The organism is Nocardioides ungokensis (assembly GCF_013466985.1).
GTDB lineage: Bacteria > Actinomycetota > Actinomycetes > Propionibacteriales > Nocardioidaceae > Nocardioides > Nocardioides ungokensis.
In genome coordinates this window covers 3,525,321-3,538,384 of sequence record NZ_CP059164.1, presented here as the reverse complement: position 1 = coordinate 3,538,384, position 13,064 = coordinate 3,525,321, and the positions used below count along the sequence as shown (strand labels likewise).

The 13,064-nt window shown below is 69.9% G+C and carries 14 protein-coding genes; 9 read left to right on the top strand and 5 right to left on the bottom strand.

Going from position 1 to position 13,064, the window contains the following annotated elements; translation table 11 throughout:
- Nucleotides 1-2: 2 nt before the first annotated feature.
- Together H0S67_RS17480 and H0S67_RS17475 are read right to left on the bottom strand one after the other, a co-directional pair.
- On the bottom strand, nt 3-686 hold the full coding sequence (locus H0S67_RS17480) for a response regulator transcription factor (protein WP_180934072.1): 684 nt from the start codon (nt 684-686) through the stop codon (nt 3-5).
- The gene (locus H0S67_RS17475) at nt 683-2,059 is read right to left on the bottom strand and encodes a sensor histidine kinase (protein WP_180934071.1); all 1,377 of its coding nucleotides are present in this window, start codon (nt 2,057-2,059) and stop codon (nt 683-685) included. The genes H0S67_RS17480 and H0S67_RS17475 overlap by 4 nt, the downstream gene beginning before the upstream one ends.
- A gap of 620 nt (nt 2,060-2,679) precedes the next feature.
- Here H0S67_RS17475 and H0S67_RS17470 point away from each other — a divergent pair.
- Both H0S67_RS17470 and H0S67_RS17465 read left to right on the top strand, forming a co-directional pair.
- Nucleotides 2,680-3,393, top strand: coding sequence for a helix-turn-helix transcriptional regulator (locus H0S67_RS17470; protein WP_180934070.1), 714 nt, complete (start codon nt 2,680-2,682; stop codon nt 3,391-3,393).
- Between the two features lie 37 nt (nt 3,394-3,430).
- Nucleotides 3,431-4,228 carry an HAD-IIA family hydrolase gene (locus H0S67_RS17465; RefSeq protein ID WP_180934069.1) on the top strand — a complete coding sequence of 266 codons (798 nt, stop codon included), beginning with the start codon at nt 3,431-3,433 and terminating at the stop codon, nt 4,226-4,228.
- A gap of 17 nt (nt 4,229-4,245) precedes the next feature.
- On the opposite strand, the gene H0S67_RS17460 is transcribed toward H0S67_RS17465, so the two are convergent.
- The gene (locus H0S67_RS17460) at nt 4,246-5,325 is read right to left on the bottom strand and encodes an AGE family epimerase/isomerase (RefSeq protein WP_246354840.1); all 1,080 of its coding nucleotides are present in this window, start codon (nt 5,323-5,325) and stop codon (nt 4,246-4,248) included.
- A 298-nt stretch (nt 5,326-5,623) separates the two neighbouring features.
- Between H0S67_RS17460 and H0S67_RS17455 the strand changes: the two genes are divergently transcribed.
- Nucleotides 5,624-7,033: a cytochrome P450 gene (locus H0S67_RS17455; protein WP_180934068.1), complete on the top strand. Its 1,410-nt coding sequence runs from the start codon at nt 5,624-5,626 to the stop codon at nt 7,031-7,033.
- Nucleotides 7,034-7,062: 29 nt separating this feature from the next.
- On the opposite strand, the gene H0S67_RS17450 is transcribed toward H0S67_RS17455, so the two are convergent.
- Nucleotides 7,063-7,719: a maleylpyruvate isomerase N-terminal domain-containing protein gene (locus H0S67_RS17450; RefSeq protein WP_180934067.1), complete on the bottom strand. Its 657-nt coding sequence runs from the start codon at nt 7,717-7,719 to the stop codon at nt 7,063-7,065.
- Between the two features lie 224 nt (nt 7,720-7,943).
- Between H0S67_RS17450 and H0S67_RS17445 the strand changes: the two genes are divergently transcribed.
- From H0S67_RS17445 to H0S67_RS17420, 6 genes are all read left to right on the top strand, one after another.
- A complete protein-coding gene (locus H0S67_RS17445) occupies nt 7,944-8,306 on the top strand; it encodes a hypothetical protein (protein WP_180934066.1) in 363 nt (120 codons plus the stop codon).
- Between the two features lie 209 nt (nt 8,307-8,515).
- Nucleotides 8,516-8,758: a hypothetical protein gene (locus H0S67_RS25750; protein ID WP_246354839.1), complete on the top strand. Its 243-nt coding sequence runs from the start codon at nt 8,516-8,518 to the stop codon at nt 8,756-8,758.
- Nucleotides 8,759-9,550: 792 nt separating this feature from the next.
- On the top strand, nt 9,551-9,769 hold the full coding sequence (locus tag H0S67_RS17435) for a hypothetical protein (protein WP_180934065.1): 219 nt from the start codon (nt 9,551-9,553) through the stop codon (nt 9,767-9,769).
- Nucleotides 9,770-9,888: 119 nt separating this feature from the next.
- A complete protein-coding gene (locus H0S67_RS17430; protein WP_180934064.1) occupies nt 9,889-10,164 on the top strand; it encodes a hypothetical protein in 276 nt (91 codons plus the stop codon).
- 649 nt (nt 10,165-10,813) lie between these two features.
- Nucleotides 10,814-11,836, top strand: a complete 1,023-nt coding sequence (locus tag H0S67_RS17425) for an RNA polymerase subunit sigma-70 (RefSeq protein ID WP_246354838.1) — start codon at nt 10,814-10,816, stop codon at nt 11,834-11,836.
- 137 nt (nt 11,837-11,973) lie between these two features.
- The gene (locus tag H0S67_RS17420; protein WP_219635316.1) at nt 11,974-12,435 is read left to right on the top strand and encodes an RraA family protein; all 462 of its coding nucleotides are present in this window, start codon (nt 11,974-11,976) and stop codon (nt 12,433-12,435) included.
- A gap of 102 nt (nt 12,436-12,537) precedes the next feature.
- Here H0S67_RS17420 and H0S67_RS17415 read toward each other — a convergent pair whose 3' ends face one another.
- Complete coding sequence (locus H0S67_RS17415) at nt 12,538-12,777, bottom strand: hypothetical protein (protein WP_180934063.1); 240 nt, start codon at nt 12,775-12,777, stop codon at nt 12,538-12,540.
- Nucleotides 12,778-13,064: the final 287 nt, after the last annotated feature.

The following is a 13,064-nucleotide window of genomic DNA, read 5'->3' as shown; positions in this document are numbered from 1 at the left end:
GGTCACGCGTCGGAGGGGCGCCACCCTGCCTCGTGCGCCAGGCCGACCGCGGCGAGCTGCGAGGAGACCTCCAGCTTGGCGAGGATCGACTTGACCTGGGTGCGCACCGTGGCCTCGGAGACCACGTTGAGCCGGGCGATCTCGCGGACCTGGTGGCCCTGCATCAGCTGGCGCAGCACCTCGCGCTCACGAGGTGTCAGGTCCTCGAGCCGTCGCCGGGCCTCGTGGTTCTCCACCCGGTTCTGGTGCCACTCGGCGATCAGCTCCTCGCGGGCCACCCGGTCCATGACCGGGAAGCCGTCGTTGAGCCGGCGCACGGTGGCGAGGATGTCGTTGAGCGGCGAGGTCTTCGTCAGCACCGTGCGCGCGCCGTACCGCAGGCACTCGCCCCAGCGGGTGCGCTCGACGGAACCCGTGACCACCACGACCGCGATGCCGGCCTTGGTGAGCGGCTCGATGAGCCGGACGCCGTTGCCGTGCGGGCCGAGGTCGAGGTCGAGCAGCACGATGCGTGGCTGGGCGCGCAGCACCGCAGCCAGGACCGCGCCCAGCGAGCTGGGACGGTCGGGCAGAGGCACCCGGCGGACCTGGTAGCCCTCCATCCCCAGGGCGATCTCCAGCGACTCGGCGAAGAGAAGGTGGTCCTCGACCAGGGCGACCCTGGTGGTTCCGCGTGGATTTCTCATGACAGTCCCGGAGGGCTGCCGGGAATGGTGAGAACGAAGGTCGCGCCCCCCGGGCGACCGGTGCTCTCGAGAGTGAGGTTGCCGGCCTGTTCCAGCATCAGCCGCTTGGCCAGCTGGAGACCGATGCCCTGACCGGGTGACTTCGCGCTTCGCGTTCCCCAGGCGAAGAGCGAGTCGTGGAGCTCGGCGGGTACTCCGGGCCCGTCGTCGCAGACGCGGACCTCGACGGTGCTGCCGTAGCGCTCCGCGGAGATGGTGACCCGAGCACCGGGCGCGTGGCGCGCGACGTTGCTCAGCAGGATGTGCACGACCTCGGCGACGTCGTCGGGCCGGCCCTGCGCCCGCAGGCCCGAGGGCCGGAAGGACACGTCAGTGCCCAGCGTCCGCTGGCTCTCGACGAGCGGCAGCAGCACGTCGTCGAGGTAGAGGTCCGAGACCGGCTGCTGACCGCGGCGGGCCAGCATCCGCTCGAGCCTGGCCATCTCGGTCTCGAGCAGGCTCTCCAGCCTCCGGCGCTGGGCGCGGTTCGGCCCGCCGTTGCGGACGAGCAGGCGCGAAGCCTGCGCGACGCCGGCGACGGTGGCGTTCAGCTCGTGGAGCTTCTCCTGCCCGTGCCGCGCGCTGACCTCGGCGCTGGCGGCCCGGTGCGCGAGGTTGACGAGGCGGCGCGCGTTGTCGTTGATGGTCTCGCGCAGCATCGTGGCGGCGGCGCTGCCCAGGGCGACCGTGCCCACGACAGCCACCGCCACGGCCAGCGGCGAGGGCAGCCCCGAGGACGATCCGGCGTGGTCCCGGCCGGTGCTGAGCACGCGGGCGGAGACCATGCAGACGAGGAAGACCACGGTGCGCAGCCGCGCCCAGCCCGGCAGCGTCGCCATGCGGACGATCGCTGCGACGATGCCCGCGGAGGCGACCACGACCATGCCGACGACGGCGAGGTCGGCGACCCCGGTCAGGCGCAGCGTCGGGTCGATGCCGGTGCCGATGAGGACGAAGCGGGCGGCCCCGAAGAGGGCGCCGAGCAGCAGGCCGGTCGTGAGCGGGTTCCCGGCAGGCAACGACGTGCCTCGCGCGGCGAGCACGACCAGGGCGAGGACCACGAGCGTGCTGGGCAGCTGGGTGACGCCCATGACGAACCCGTACCGGCCCTCGGGCGCCCCCTCCACGGCCAGCAGGGCGAAGGGCACGTGCTGGGCCGCGATGAACGCGAGCGTCATCGCCAGCCAGCCGATGGTGGCGCGCCGGCTGATCCGCCAGTCGTACATCAGCACGACGGCGCTGGCGAGCACGGAGACCTGGACCAGGAGCAGGCTCATGGTGCCGGCGACCGACACCCGGTCGGCGGCGGTGTGCTGGACCGCGAGCACCAGCACGTAGGGGTGGAGCAGGACGGCGGCGAGCAGCGCCGAGCCGCGCCAGGTCCATGCTCCCGTCCTGGGCAGGACCCAAGGGATACGGCGCAGCAGCGCCCAGCAATGTGTCAGGACCCGCGTGCCTGGGCCCCCCGCCCGTACGCCTGCCGCCTCCCGAGCAACATGCCTCACGTCCGGCGGTCGCGATGCGATCGTGATTCCCGCCATGACCCACACGCTACGGTGCGCTTTCAGCGTCCGTCCCCCGTTTTGACGACCGATACCGCAATTTGAGGAACGGTTGCGTGTCGCTTGAGAAACCGGTTCCGCTCACCCCCAACGGCCCACCAGTCGTGCCGCGGGCGACGGCTCGGGACCGTCGCTCCACCATTCCGAGAGACACGGCCGGTGAGCCGCCTCAATCGAGTGGGGGGACTCGACTCCTCAACTGTCCGTCGCGGCGCGAGATCAGGCATCCCCAAAAGTGGGGCAGTAGCCCAAGGAGGTCGCAGCGGGTCGGCGGCAGCCCGCCAGCATGAGGTATTCGTCGGACAAGGGGAGACCTGTGGTACCACCAACAACGTTCGGCAGCTCCCGTCACAGAGCTGCTGCCATGCCGGGACGGCCATGTGGGGCTCGGGATGATGGTCTCCTCGAGCGCGGGGCCTGAGCCTCGCCGGACTCCCGTAGGCCTCTTCGCGGACCAGTACCTCGTCGGCCAGGCAGTCCGTACCGCACTGTCGACCAGGGGCTTCCCGGTCGCCAACTACCGCTGGCCGGCCGGTCCGCGCCAGGTCCGGGAGGCCGCGCACCACCTCGTCCAGATCGAGGCCGTCGTCGGGGTCCTGCTGTGCGACCTCGACCGCTCCGAGCGGCTGTCCGAGGTGGCCGAGCTGGTGGGTGCCGCCGGCTCGGTGAGGTGGCTGCTTCTCACCAACGCACCCGAGAGCCCGCGCTGGGGGGCGGTCCTGATCCGGGGTGTGATCGCGGTGCTGCCGACCTCGACTGGTCTGGACGACCTGGTCGTCGCCGTGTCCGCCGCCGCGGCGGGTGGCTCGGTCATGGACGAGACGGTCCGTCGCCGGCTGGTCCGCGAGTGGCGGCTGGTGGAGGACGAGGAACGCCGCCTGGTGGCGCGCATGGAGTCGCTGACCGCGCGCGAGATGAACGTGCTCTCCCTGCTGTACGACGGGCGGTCGGTGCGTGGCATCGCCGAGCTGGCCGGGGTCTCCGAGGCCACCGTCCGCAGCCAGGTCAAGGCCGTGCTGCGCAAGCTCGAGGTGAACTCGCAGCTGGCTGCCGTGGCCGCCTACCGGCGCGCCAAGGACGTGTCCCGGGCGCCGCGCAAGGTCTGATCGGTCTCCGGGTCGGCGTCTCCACCACAATGGGGACATGACGCAGACCCGCGAGGTGCTCACCTGGCTCACCGACATGGACGGCGTGCTCGTCCACGAGGACGTCCCGATCCCTGGTGCGCAGGAGTTCATCGAGGCCCTCAAGGAGTCGGGGCTGCGCTTCCTGGTGCTGACCAACAACTCGATCTTCACCCCGCGGGACCTGCGTGCCCGGCTGCTGGGCAGCGGCATCGACGTGCCGGAGGAGGCGATCTGGACCTCCGCCCTGGCCACCGCCCAGTTCCTCGCCGAGCAGCGGCCGCACGGCACGGCGTACGTCGTGGGGGAGGCGGGGCTGACCACGGCCCTGCACGACATCGGCTACGTGATGACCGACCGGGAGCCGGACTACGTGGTGCTGGGGGAGACCCGGACCTACTCCTTCGAGGCGATCACCCGGGCGATCCGCTTGATCGAGGGCGGTGCGCGGTTCATCGCCACCAACCCCGACCCGAGTGGGCCCAGCGTGCACGGCACGCTGCCGGCGACCGGGTCGGTGGCTGCGCTGATCTCCACGGCGACCGGGCGCAGCCCCTACTTCATCGGCAAGCCCAACCCGCTGATGATGCGCAGCGCGCTCAACCAGCTGGACGCCCACTCGGAGACGACCGTGATGGTCGGGGACCGGATGGACACCGACATCATCAGCGGCCTCGAGGCGGGCCTGAGGACCGTGCTGGTGACGACCGGGTCGACCCGGCCCGAGCAGGTGGAGACCTTCCCCTACCGCCCGACCCGGGTCGTCGACTCGATCAAGGACCTCGTCGGGCTCGTCGGCGTCGACCCGACCGACTGACCCGACGAGCGAGCTGCCTACCCGAGCAGGCCGTCGCGCAGCGCGCCCGCGAACGCGGGCGTCAGCGGCAGCCGCGGCACCAGGGTCGCCTGGAAGGCGTGGTAGGTGTCCGGCTTGCCGTTCCACACCACGCCACTGGGGCGGTTCTGCGGGTCGAGCTCGTGCCGCCAGGAGCCCAGCTCGTGGTCGATGAACACCTCGGCGAGGTGGTCCCACCAGGTGGCGTACCACGCGGCGTACGACGGGTCGCCGGTCGCCGCGTGCAGGGCGGCGGCGGTCGCCGTCGCCTCGGCCGCGACCCAGTGCATCCGCTCCCGTACGACGGGGGCGCCCTCCCAGTCGACGGTGTAGACGAACCCGTCGGCACCGTCGGCCGCCCAGCCCTCGCGGACCGAGGCCTCGAAGAGGGCCACGGCGTGGTCCAGCATCCAGTCGGGGGCGTCGGCGCCGAGCGCGGCCCGCAGGTGCAGGGCCAGGCGAGCCCACTCCAGCCAGTGCCCGATCGTGGCGCCGTAGGGCCGGAACGGGTGGGCCGGGGTGTCGACGTTGTAGTCCAGCAGCGGGGTCCACTGCTCGTCGAAGTGCTCCGGCAGCCGCCAGTCGTGAGCCGGGCCCAGGTCGTGCACGACGCGGGTCAGGATCCGCAGCGCCCGGTCCAGCAGGCTGCGGTCGCCGGTGGCGTCGGCCGCGGCGAGGAAGGCCTCCACGGTGTGCATGTTGGCGTTGACCCCCCGGTAGGGGTCGAGGGTCGAGAAGGTCTCGTCCCACTCCTCGACGACCATGCCGTGCTCCTCGTCCCAGAAGCGGGTGAGCAGGACCTCGAGCGCCTCGCCCAGCAGCTCCGCGGCGCCCGGACGGCCGGCACAGGTCGCGCTCGCGGCCGCGAGCACCACGAACGCGTGCGGGTAGGCGCTCTTCTCGCGGCCGGTCGGACCGTCGGCGTCGACCGCGGCGTACCAGCCGCCGTTGGTCGCGTCCCGGAACCGACCGGCCAGCGCCGCCACCCCGTGGTCCGCCAGCGGACCGCACCCGGGCCGTCCCATCAGGTGGCCGAGGGAGAACACGTGCGTCATCCGACACGTGATCCAGAGCTCCACGGGTCGGTCGAGCGCGGGGCGGCCCGAGGTGTCGAGCCAGGCGAACCCGCCACCGGGGTGGCGGGAGCGCGGCTGAACTCCAGAAGACGGTCACCCTCGGCCTCCAGCCAGCGTGCGTGGGCGGGGGTCCCGAGCCACGAGGTGGGGTGCGTCATCAGCGGTGCTCCGTCGTCGGTCGGGTGCGGAGTCACACTCCACCTGAACCGGTTTGGTGACGGGTGTCAAGAACGCTGATCGAGCGCTGGCGTACGTTCGGCCCGGGAGCCTCGGAACGAGATTGATCTGCGAAGGAGCGCCGATGCGCAACGACTGGTCCGGGCAGGAGCTGCCGCACGCCGCTGGGCGCAAGAGGTTCGTCGGCGACGTCGCGGGGCTCGCCCCGGAGTCCGCGCTGCAGACGATCATGGCCCGCAACGCCGGGCTGGGACCGATCTTCGAGCAGCAGATCTTCCGGCAGAAGTTCGTGTTCGCGACGTCGGGGGAGCTGTGTGCCGAGCTGTGCGACGAGTCCCGCTTCGTCAAGGCGCTGCCCCCGGCACTGGTCGCGCTCCGCGACTTCGCCGGCGACGGGCTGTTCACGGCGTACAACGACGAGCCGACCTGGCAGCTGGCTCACGACCTGCTCATGCCGGCCTTCACCAAGGCGGCCATGCAGCGCTACCACGGCGTGATGCTGGCCGCGGTCCGTGAGCTCTTCGAGGTGCTGCCCGCGGACGGTCAGCCGTTCGACGTGGCCTCGCACATGACCAAGCTGACGATGGAGACCATCGCCAGGACCGCCTTCAGCCATGACTTCGGGTCCTTCAGCCGGCCCGAACCGCACCCGTTCGTCCCGGCGATGGTGACGGCGCTCGAGACCGGACGGCGGATGGGGGCGCTGTCGAGCCTGCCGGGGTCGTGGCTGGTGCGGCGCCGGCTGCGTCGGCGCAACGCCGGGCACCAGAGCTACATCGACTCCATGCTCGACGAGCTGATCGCCGAGCGGCGAGCGGCGCCTGGCGACGAGCAGGACCTGCTGGGGATCATGCTCGAGCAGGGGCATCCCGAGACCGGGGAGAAGCTCAGCGACCGCGCCATCCGCTACCAGATCCTCACCTTCCTGGTGGCCGGCCACGAGACGACCTCGGGGGCCTTGTCGTTCGCGCTGTACTACCTCGCGCGGGACCCGGAGGTGCTCGCCCGCGCGCAGGCGGAGACCGACGCGATCCTCGGCGCCGACCCCGACGCGGAGCCGACCTTCGAGCAGGTGCCGCGCTTCCGCTACGTGCGCCGCGTGCTCGACGAGGCGCTGCGGCTCTGGCCGACCGCCCCCGGCTTCGCCCGCAGCCCGCGGGAGACCACGACCCTGGCGGGCTACACGATGCGGCCGCAGGACTGGGCGCTGGTGCTGATGCCGATGGTGCACCGCGACCCGGCCGTGTGGGGTGAGGACGCGGACGAGTTCGACCCGGACCGGTTCCTCCCCGAGCGGAGCCGGGGCCGGCTCAAGCACGTCTACAAGCCGTTCGGCACCGGTGAGCGGGCCTGCATCGGCCGGCAGTTCGCGCTGCACGAAGCGGTGCTCGTGCTCGCGCGGATCCTGCACCGCTTCGACCTCGCCGGCGACCCGTCGTACGACCTGGCCGTGACGGAGCGCCTCACGCTGATCCCGCGCGGCTTCGAGCTGAGCGTGCGGCCGCGGGTGCCGGCGCCACTCGCCTCTGCCTGATCGCTGAAGGCCGGGTCGAGTTCCGTGCGTCAGAGCGAGACTGGATACGGAGGCTCGAGTCGTGTCGAAGGCGGACACGGCATGCGTCCAAGCCCGATGAGAACCGCCGACCGGTCATCGAGTTCGGATGGCAGTTCCGAGCTCGCGACGGCCTCCACCGTCATGCGGCTCCATGCGAGCCCGGTCGGGGAGTCCCCGTCGATGCCCAGGTCGAGCTGATGGACGGCCAGTTCGACCACCCAGGTCGCCAGGAAGTCGCCACTCGCCATCCGCTTTCCTTGGAACTCGACGACGCCCTCGGACATCGAGCGGACCGCGTTGACGGCGCTGGTCGCCACATCCTTCATATGTGCCACGGCGCCGGTGGGACGTGCGTAGGCGCTGGCAACGCGCCTGAGCCAGAGGATGTGCGAAACCGGGTCGTCATTCCTGGTGTCAGGGTGCGTTGCCCAGTACGAAGCCGCGTCGTGATCAGGTGCGTCGTCGGTACGGCAGGTCGTTCCGATCGCCATCTCCTGCAGCCCCATCCGCACGTGGACGACAACGTCGAGCAGGCTCCACCCGTGACAGCGTGATGGTGCGAGGAGCTGCAGGTCATCCTGTGCGCTGACAGCCGTCATGAAGTCGTCCAGCTGCTGGCCGAAGCACTCGACCGCTTCCTGGTGACGAAACGTCAGCTCCTGCACGACGTCGAAGCCTATGCCGCACGCCCTGTCAGCGGCAGTTGCGGATGAGCCTGTAGATCAGAGACCAGGTGAGCGCACGCCGAGGATTCTTGCGGAACCGTGTGGGAGCGGCTTCCCAAGGAGTGCTGTCACGACAGCCGAAGTCAGCGATCCCGCGCCGAGGCGAGAGCGGACGTCCAGGGGCGGCGAACGACTCGTCCTGTCGTGCACCGATCATGAACCTCATGGAGGAGCAGCAGGCGCCGCAGTCGGCCGAGGGTGAGGCGAAGGTCATCACGCTCTGCGGCTCGACCAAGTTCGAGGCTGAGTTCGCGGAGGTCAACCAGCGACTCACGATGGAAGGTTTCGTCGTGATCAGCCTCGGGATGTTCAGCCTTCCCGATCTGCCGGACTACGACTGGTCAGTCGACAGCTCGGACCTGAAGGGGCGGCTCGGCGGCGTGCACTTCCAGAAGATTCGCATGGCTGACGAGGTGTACATCGTGGATCCGGGCGGCTACGTGGGTGAGTCGACCCGACGGGAGATCGCCTACGCGGAGTCGCTCGGCAAGCCCGTTCGGTATCTGAGTCGCGAGCGCCTGGCCTGAGCTCGCGGCCCTGTCGGCAGCGGTCTGCGACCGGGTGCTGCCGCTGGTTGCGGCCTGCCCCGAACGCCGCGATCTCATCCACGGCGATCTCTTGCACGGCAACGTCCTGGTGAGCCGGACTGTCGCCGGGTCGAGGCGGTGCTTTCCTGGAAGCGGTCGCTACGCGGTGACTTCCTCTGCGACGCCGCCTGGTGCAGTGTCTGGGGCCCGTGTTCTACCCCGGGATCGCGGCCATCGACCCGCTGTCCGGACTGCTCCGGGACCCAGCCCTACGAGCCGACCGGAGCGCGCTCGTCGACGCCGCCGTACGCCACCACTGCTACGAGCTTCACATCGGCATCACCCATCTGAGGTGGTGCGTACGGACCTGGAACCAGGAACATCTCACCGCAACGGCGGAGCTCCTCGCCGAAGTGCTCGAACGCGGTCCCCTGCCCTCGATCGGCGTCTGAGCTGACAACCGCCGACCTCGCGCTGATAGGCACGTCGATGCGCGCCATCAACACAGCAGGTCCGGACGTTGGTGGGTCAGCGTTTCGGTACCGTCCGCGGGGTGGACCCTGTTACGCGTGGCCGGATCGGCGGATCGTCGGCGGCGGGCAATCTTCGCCTTCTCGACGAGCGCGATTGGGAGTGGCGGCGGCGCGGTCCCACCCCACAGGCGGTGCGTGAGTTCGGCGTTCGCGAGGACGCACTGCGGCGTCTGCCCGGTGGGGCCGGCCATGTGTGGACCGACGGGCGGCTGGTTCTGAAGCCGGTGGGCTGCGTCCCCGAGCATGCCTGGGTCTGCGAGGTGTTCGCGACGTGGGTCAGCGACGAGGTGCGGGTTCCCGAACCGATTGCTCCCAAGGATGGAGCCGACCCCCGTTGGTCGATCGAGGGCTGGGGCGCTCACGTGTTCGCGCCAGGTCGAGACGCCGACCTGGTCCGAGAACTGCCCCTGGTCAAGCACGCCAGCGACGCATTCCACCACGCTGTGGAACACCTGCCACGCCCCGCTTTCCTGGACACCCGCGACGATCCGTGGGCGTTCGGGGACCGGCTCGCGTGGGAGGACGCCGAACCCGAGGGCGACGCCCCGACGCTCGAAGTGATCCGACGACTCCAGGACTCACTCCGTCCCGTGGGAAGTCGGAGTCAAGTGATCCACGGCGACATCCTGCCGAACGTCCTCGTGAAGACCGGGGCCCGCCGGCCGTCATCGACTGGCCGCCGTACTTCCGGCCGGTCGCACCGCCAACGCGGTGGCCATCACCGATGCGGTGACCTTCCGCGACGCGCCTCTCGCCCTGCTCGACGCATGGGAAACGGGCGAGGAATGGAACCAGCTGCTGATCCGTGCCTTGTTGTACCGACTCGGCCCAACGGGCGTCTTCGCTGTCAGGAATCGGTTGATGGGCAGCCTCGTCCGGCACGTGGAACGGGTACGCCCTGTTGTTGACGCAATCTTGTCGCGTTGCTGAGCGGGCGCCCACCCACATCGCTCGGGCGTTCGACATCATCGCCCTCGAGCTCAACGAACGTCCTCGACAGACCCTCGGATTCAAGTCACCCCGTCCAGCTTCGCCACATACTTCGAGGCATGCACGTACACCTGAGCCGGGCCATGGCCCGCGTCCTCAACGACCTTGAGGTCACTGGTGCACCTATTCCTCGGATCGAGGAGTCCGATTGGCAGGACTACGAGTCGGCGGAATCTGCGTACCTCTGGAGTGAGGACAACTCGGGAATGGGTGTTTGGGTCGACACCAGCGTTTCTGACGCGGAGCAGGTCGCCATGCTTGCTGACCAGGTGCAGGAGTGGGCCGTCGAGGCACTGGCGCACGGGGCGACCGACGAACTGGCCTCAGTGTCCTGACCATCCGCACAACCACCCGATGGCCGCGAAGACGCAACGTGGCACGGCCATGTGGATGTGCCCCAAGTCGCGTCGACGAGTTGGCGACATCGGGCAGCTCGGGCCGACTTCCTGAGGCGGTGGCGCCCAGTGGCGTCCAGCTGAGGCTCACTCGGGCTGATCGACGTGAATGATGTATCATCGCCGTAGAGACGTCCCCGAACGGTTTGACCAGTTCCAGCGGGGGACCCTCGTTGCCCAGGAGATCGGCGCCCAAGACCCGGGCCCGGAACGCCCGAACCGCGGTTCGCCAATCGGCGGGTGTGCGTCGGCGTGCCGGAGTGGTGCGGGGCTGGGAGGCGCGGGCCTCGCGCGCCTGACGGGCGAGTCGTGCCTGCTCTGCGGCGGCGAGCATCTCGGTGCGCCGCGCGGTGGCCAGAGCCTCGCTCAGGTGTGAGTTGTACATGGCGGTCTCCTCGGCAGAGTGCTCGCGGACCTCGTGTCGCACCCGTCAGCCTGCTGGCCGACCGGGTCCCCCGACATCCGTGCCCACCACGGCTCCCGGCTCGCGAGTCGGTAGTGGATACACCGCGGCACCGGGAAACTGGGCGCCCGTGAGCCGCCCAGTTCGCCCCTCGGGCGGTGTATATACCGGTGGGAGCATCACGTGATGGAGAAAGAAGGGCGCAGAATGGTGACAGCCGATCTGCTCTCACGGGCGCGGGCAGGGGATGGCGAGGCGTTCCGGGAGCTGGCCGAGTCCCACCGGCGGGAACTGCAGGTGTACTGCTACCGGATGCTCGGATCCATCGCCGACGCCGAGGACGCCGTCCAGGAGACGATGCTGGCCGCCTGGCAGGGCATCGGCGGGTTCACCGAGCAACGCGCCTCGCTGCGTACCTGGCTGTACAAGATCGCCACCAACCGGTGCCTCAACGCGCGCCGCGCAGCGCGGCGGCGCCCGGTCCGGGAGTGGGATGTGTCGCGGTTCGAAGCGCCCGTGCCGACCCCGCGCGACGAGCCCATCTGGCTGCAGCCGTTCCCTGACGCCCTCCTCGACGTGCCGCCCGGGCCGGAGGCCCGCTTCGAGCAAATCGAAGCCATCTCACTGGCCTTCGTGACCGCCCTGCAGTTGCTGCCGCCATTCCAGGTGGCCGTCCTCATCTTGCGCGACGTCCTCGGATTCCACGCCAACGAGGTGGCCGACATGCTGGAGGTGACCGTCCAATCGGCCAACAGCGCCCTCAAACGAGCCCGCGCCAGCCTGCAGCGCCGGCAGCCAGCCACCGGCCACCAGCCGCCGCCGACCGCAGGCTCGCCCGCCGAGGACGCGATCGTGGCCAAGTTCGCCCGCGCGTGGGAGTCGGCCGATCTCGACGCGCTGGTGGCCCTGCTGACCGACGACGTCTTCATCGCGATGCCTCCGGAGCCATTCGGATACGAGGGCCGAGACCTCGTGACCCGCTACTGCACCCGCCAGTTCGCCGCCGCCGGCCGCACGTACGCCCTCGTTCCGACCCGAGCCAACGGCCAGCCCGCGTTCGGGTTGTACCTGCGCGGTCCGGCCGGCATCCGCCACGCGGCCGCGTTCTACGTGCTCACCCTCGCCGGCGACCAGATCTGCGGCATGACCCGCTTCGAGGCCAGCGTGCTGCCGTGGTTCGGGCTACCGCGCTCACTCCCGGGGCGGTAGATCTGGGGTGACCGCAGATCGCGGGTGCGCTCCATCGGTCAAGGCGGTGGCTGCGTCTGTGGACAGCGTCTGGGAGTGTGACCGGAAGCGAGCGCGGAGGGCAGGGCTGCTGGTCGTCGACAACGGCGGACGGGAAGATGAGGCGTGCGTCGGCGAGCTGGTCGTGCTGGAGGCACAAGCGGCAGGGGGTCGGCGCGGTGATGGTGTGGGGACGGCATCGTGATACGCCGGAACTGACCCAGATCGCCCTGCCGGTATTCAGCTACGGCCGCTACCCGGCCGGCCCTGTTCGCCTCGATGAGCAGGAACCATCCGCGCTGGTCAGTGCACGGTTCGGGGCATGCCTGGTCACCCGCGACGACATCGTGTTCGGCGACGACGACGGCGTGGTGTTCGTCGCGGCCAGCCAGGCTGGGGAGGTCCTGGCCGCAGCCCGGCAGATCGGCGAGGTCGAGCGTGATCAGGCCCGTAAGATCCAGGCGGGTCAGACCCTGCGCCAGCAGACAGCCTTCAGTGAATACCTGGCGCGGCGGGCAGCCGAACCGTCCTACACCTTCCGGCGGCACCTGCGGCGGATCGGCGGTGCCATCGAGGAGTAGGCGGCCATGACGGCCAGCAGCCACCGGCGACTCGCCCGGACTGCGGCCGGGCATCACGGGCTATTCGGCACGACCGCGCAGAGCACGGCAGACGAGTGCGATCTACTCGAACGGCAGCGTCTCGTCGGCCCGCCGGGAGGTCTCATCATCCAGTCGGGCGAGGGCAGCGAGCAAGCCAAGCGTCACGAGGGCAGCGGCCCCGAACAGTACCTTCACGAGCGTCACGACCGCATGGTCTGCGGATGACGTTGCCGCACGGTCCAGCACAGCTCCCACGATGACAAGGTAGGCAGTAATGATGGCGGCGAGCACCGTTGTGAACGCCAAACCGCGCTTGCTCATAGGGCTCGCTCCTCAGAAGATGACATCGGTGACGAATCAAGGGGTTTCGGCAGATCCCATCATCGGCGGAGTGGTGCGCGACTCGCTGCGGATCCGCGCAATTGTGGGCCCGGCCATCCGCACAATCGGCGAAACCGCACACTCGGCGGCAGATGCGGGTGCCGCTGCTTAGTGCCCGGCCTACTCGGTCTACTCGAGTACTAGCCGTCGAACGACAGATCGTCAGTGACCGTTGACGGCGCGTTTGGCCGGTGCCACTGTGACCGGCAACGGGTACCTTCCGGCCT

Coding starts and splice junctions, on each gene's coding strand:
- H0S67_RS17455 (WP_180934068.1), top strand. CDS start 5,624: ATGCGCAACGACTGGTCCGGGCAGGAGCTGCCGCACGCCGCTGGGCGC.
- H0S67_RS17420 (WP_219635316.1), top strand. CDS start 11,974: ATGAGGCGTGCGTCGGCGAGCTGGTCGTGCTGGAGGCACAAGCGGCAG.
- H0S67_RS17465 (WP_180934069.1), top strand. CDS start 3,431: ATGACGCAGACCCGCGAGGTGCTCACCTGGCTCACCGACATGGACGGC.
- H0S67_RS17425 (WP_246354838.1), top strand. CDS start 10,814: ATGGAGAAAGAAGGGCGCAGAATGGTGACAGCCGATCTGCTCTCACGG.
- H0S67_RS17430 (WP_180934064.1), top strand. CDS start 9,889: ATGCACGTACACCTGAGCCGGGCCATGGCCCGCGTCCTCAACGACCTT.
- H0S67_RS17470 (WP_180934070.1), top strand. CDS start 2,680: ATGATGGTCTCCTCGAGCGCGGGGCCTGAGCCTCGCCGGACTCCCGTA.
- H0S67_RS17415 (WP_180934063.1), bottom strand. CDS start 12,777: ATGAGCAAGCGCGGTTTGGCGTTCACAACGGTGCTCGCCGCCATCATT.
- H0S67_RS17445 (WP_180934066.1), top strand. CDS start 7,944: ATGGAGGAGCAGCAGGCGCCGCAGTCGGCCGAGGGTGAGGCGAAGGTC.
- H0S67_RS17480 (WP_180934072.1), bottom strand. CDS start 686: ATGAGAAATCCACGCGGAACCACCAGGGTCGCCCTGGTCGAGGACCAC.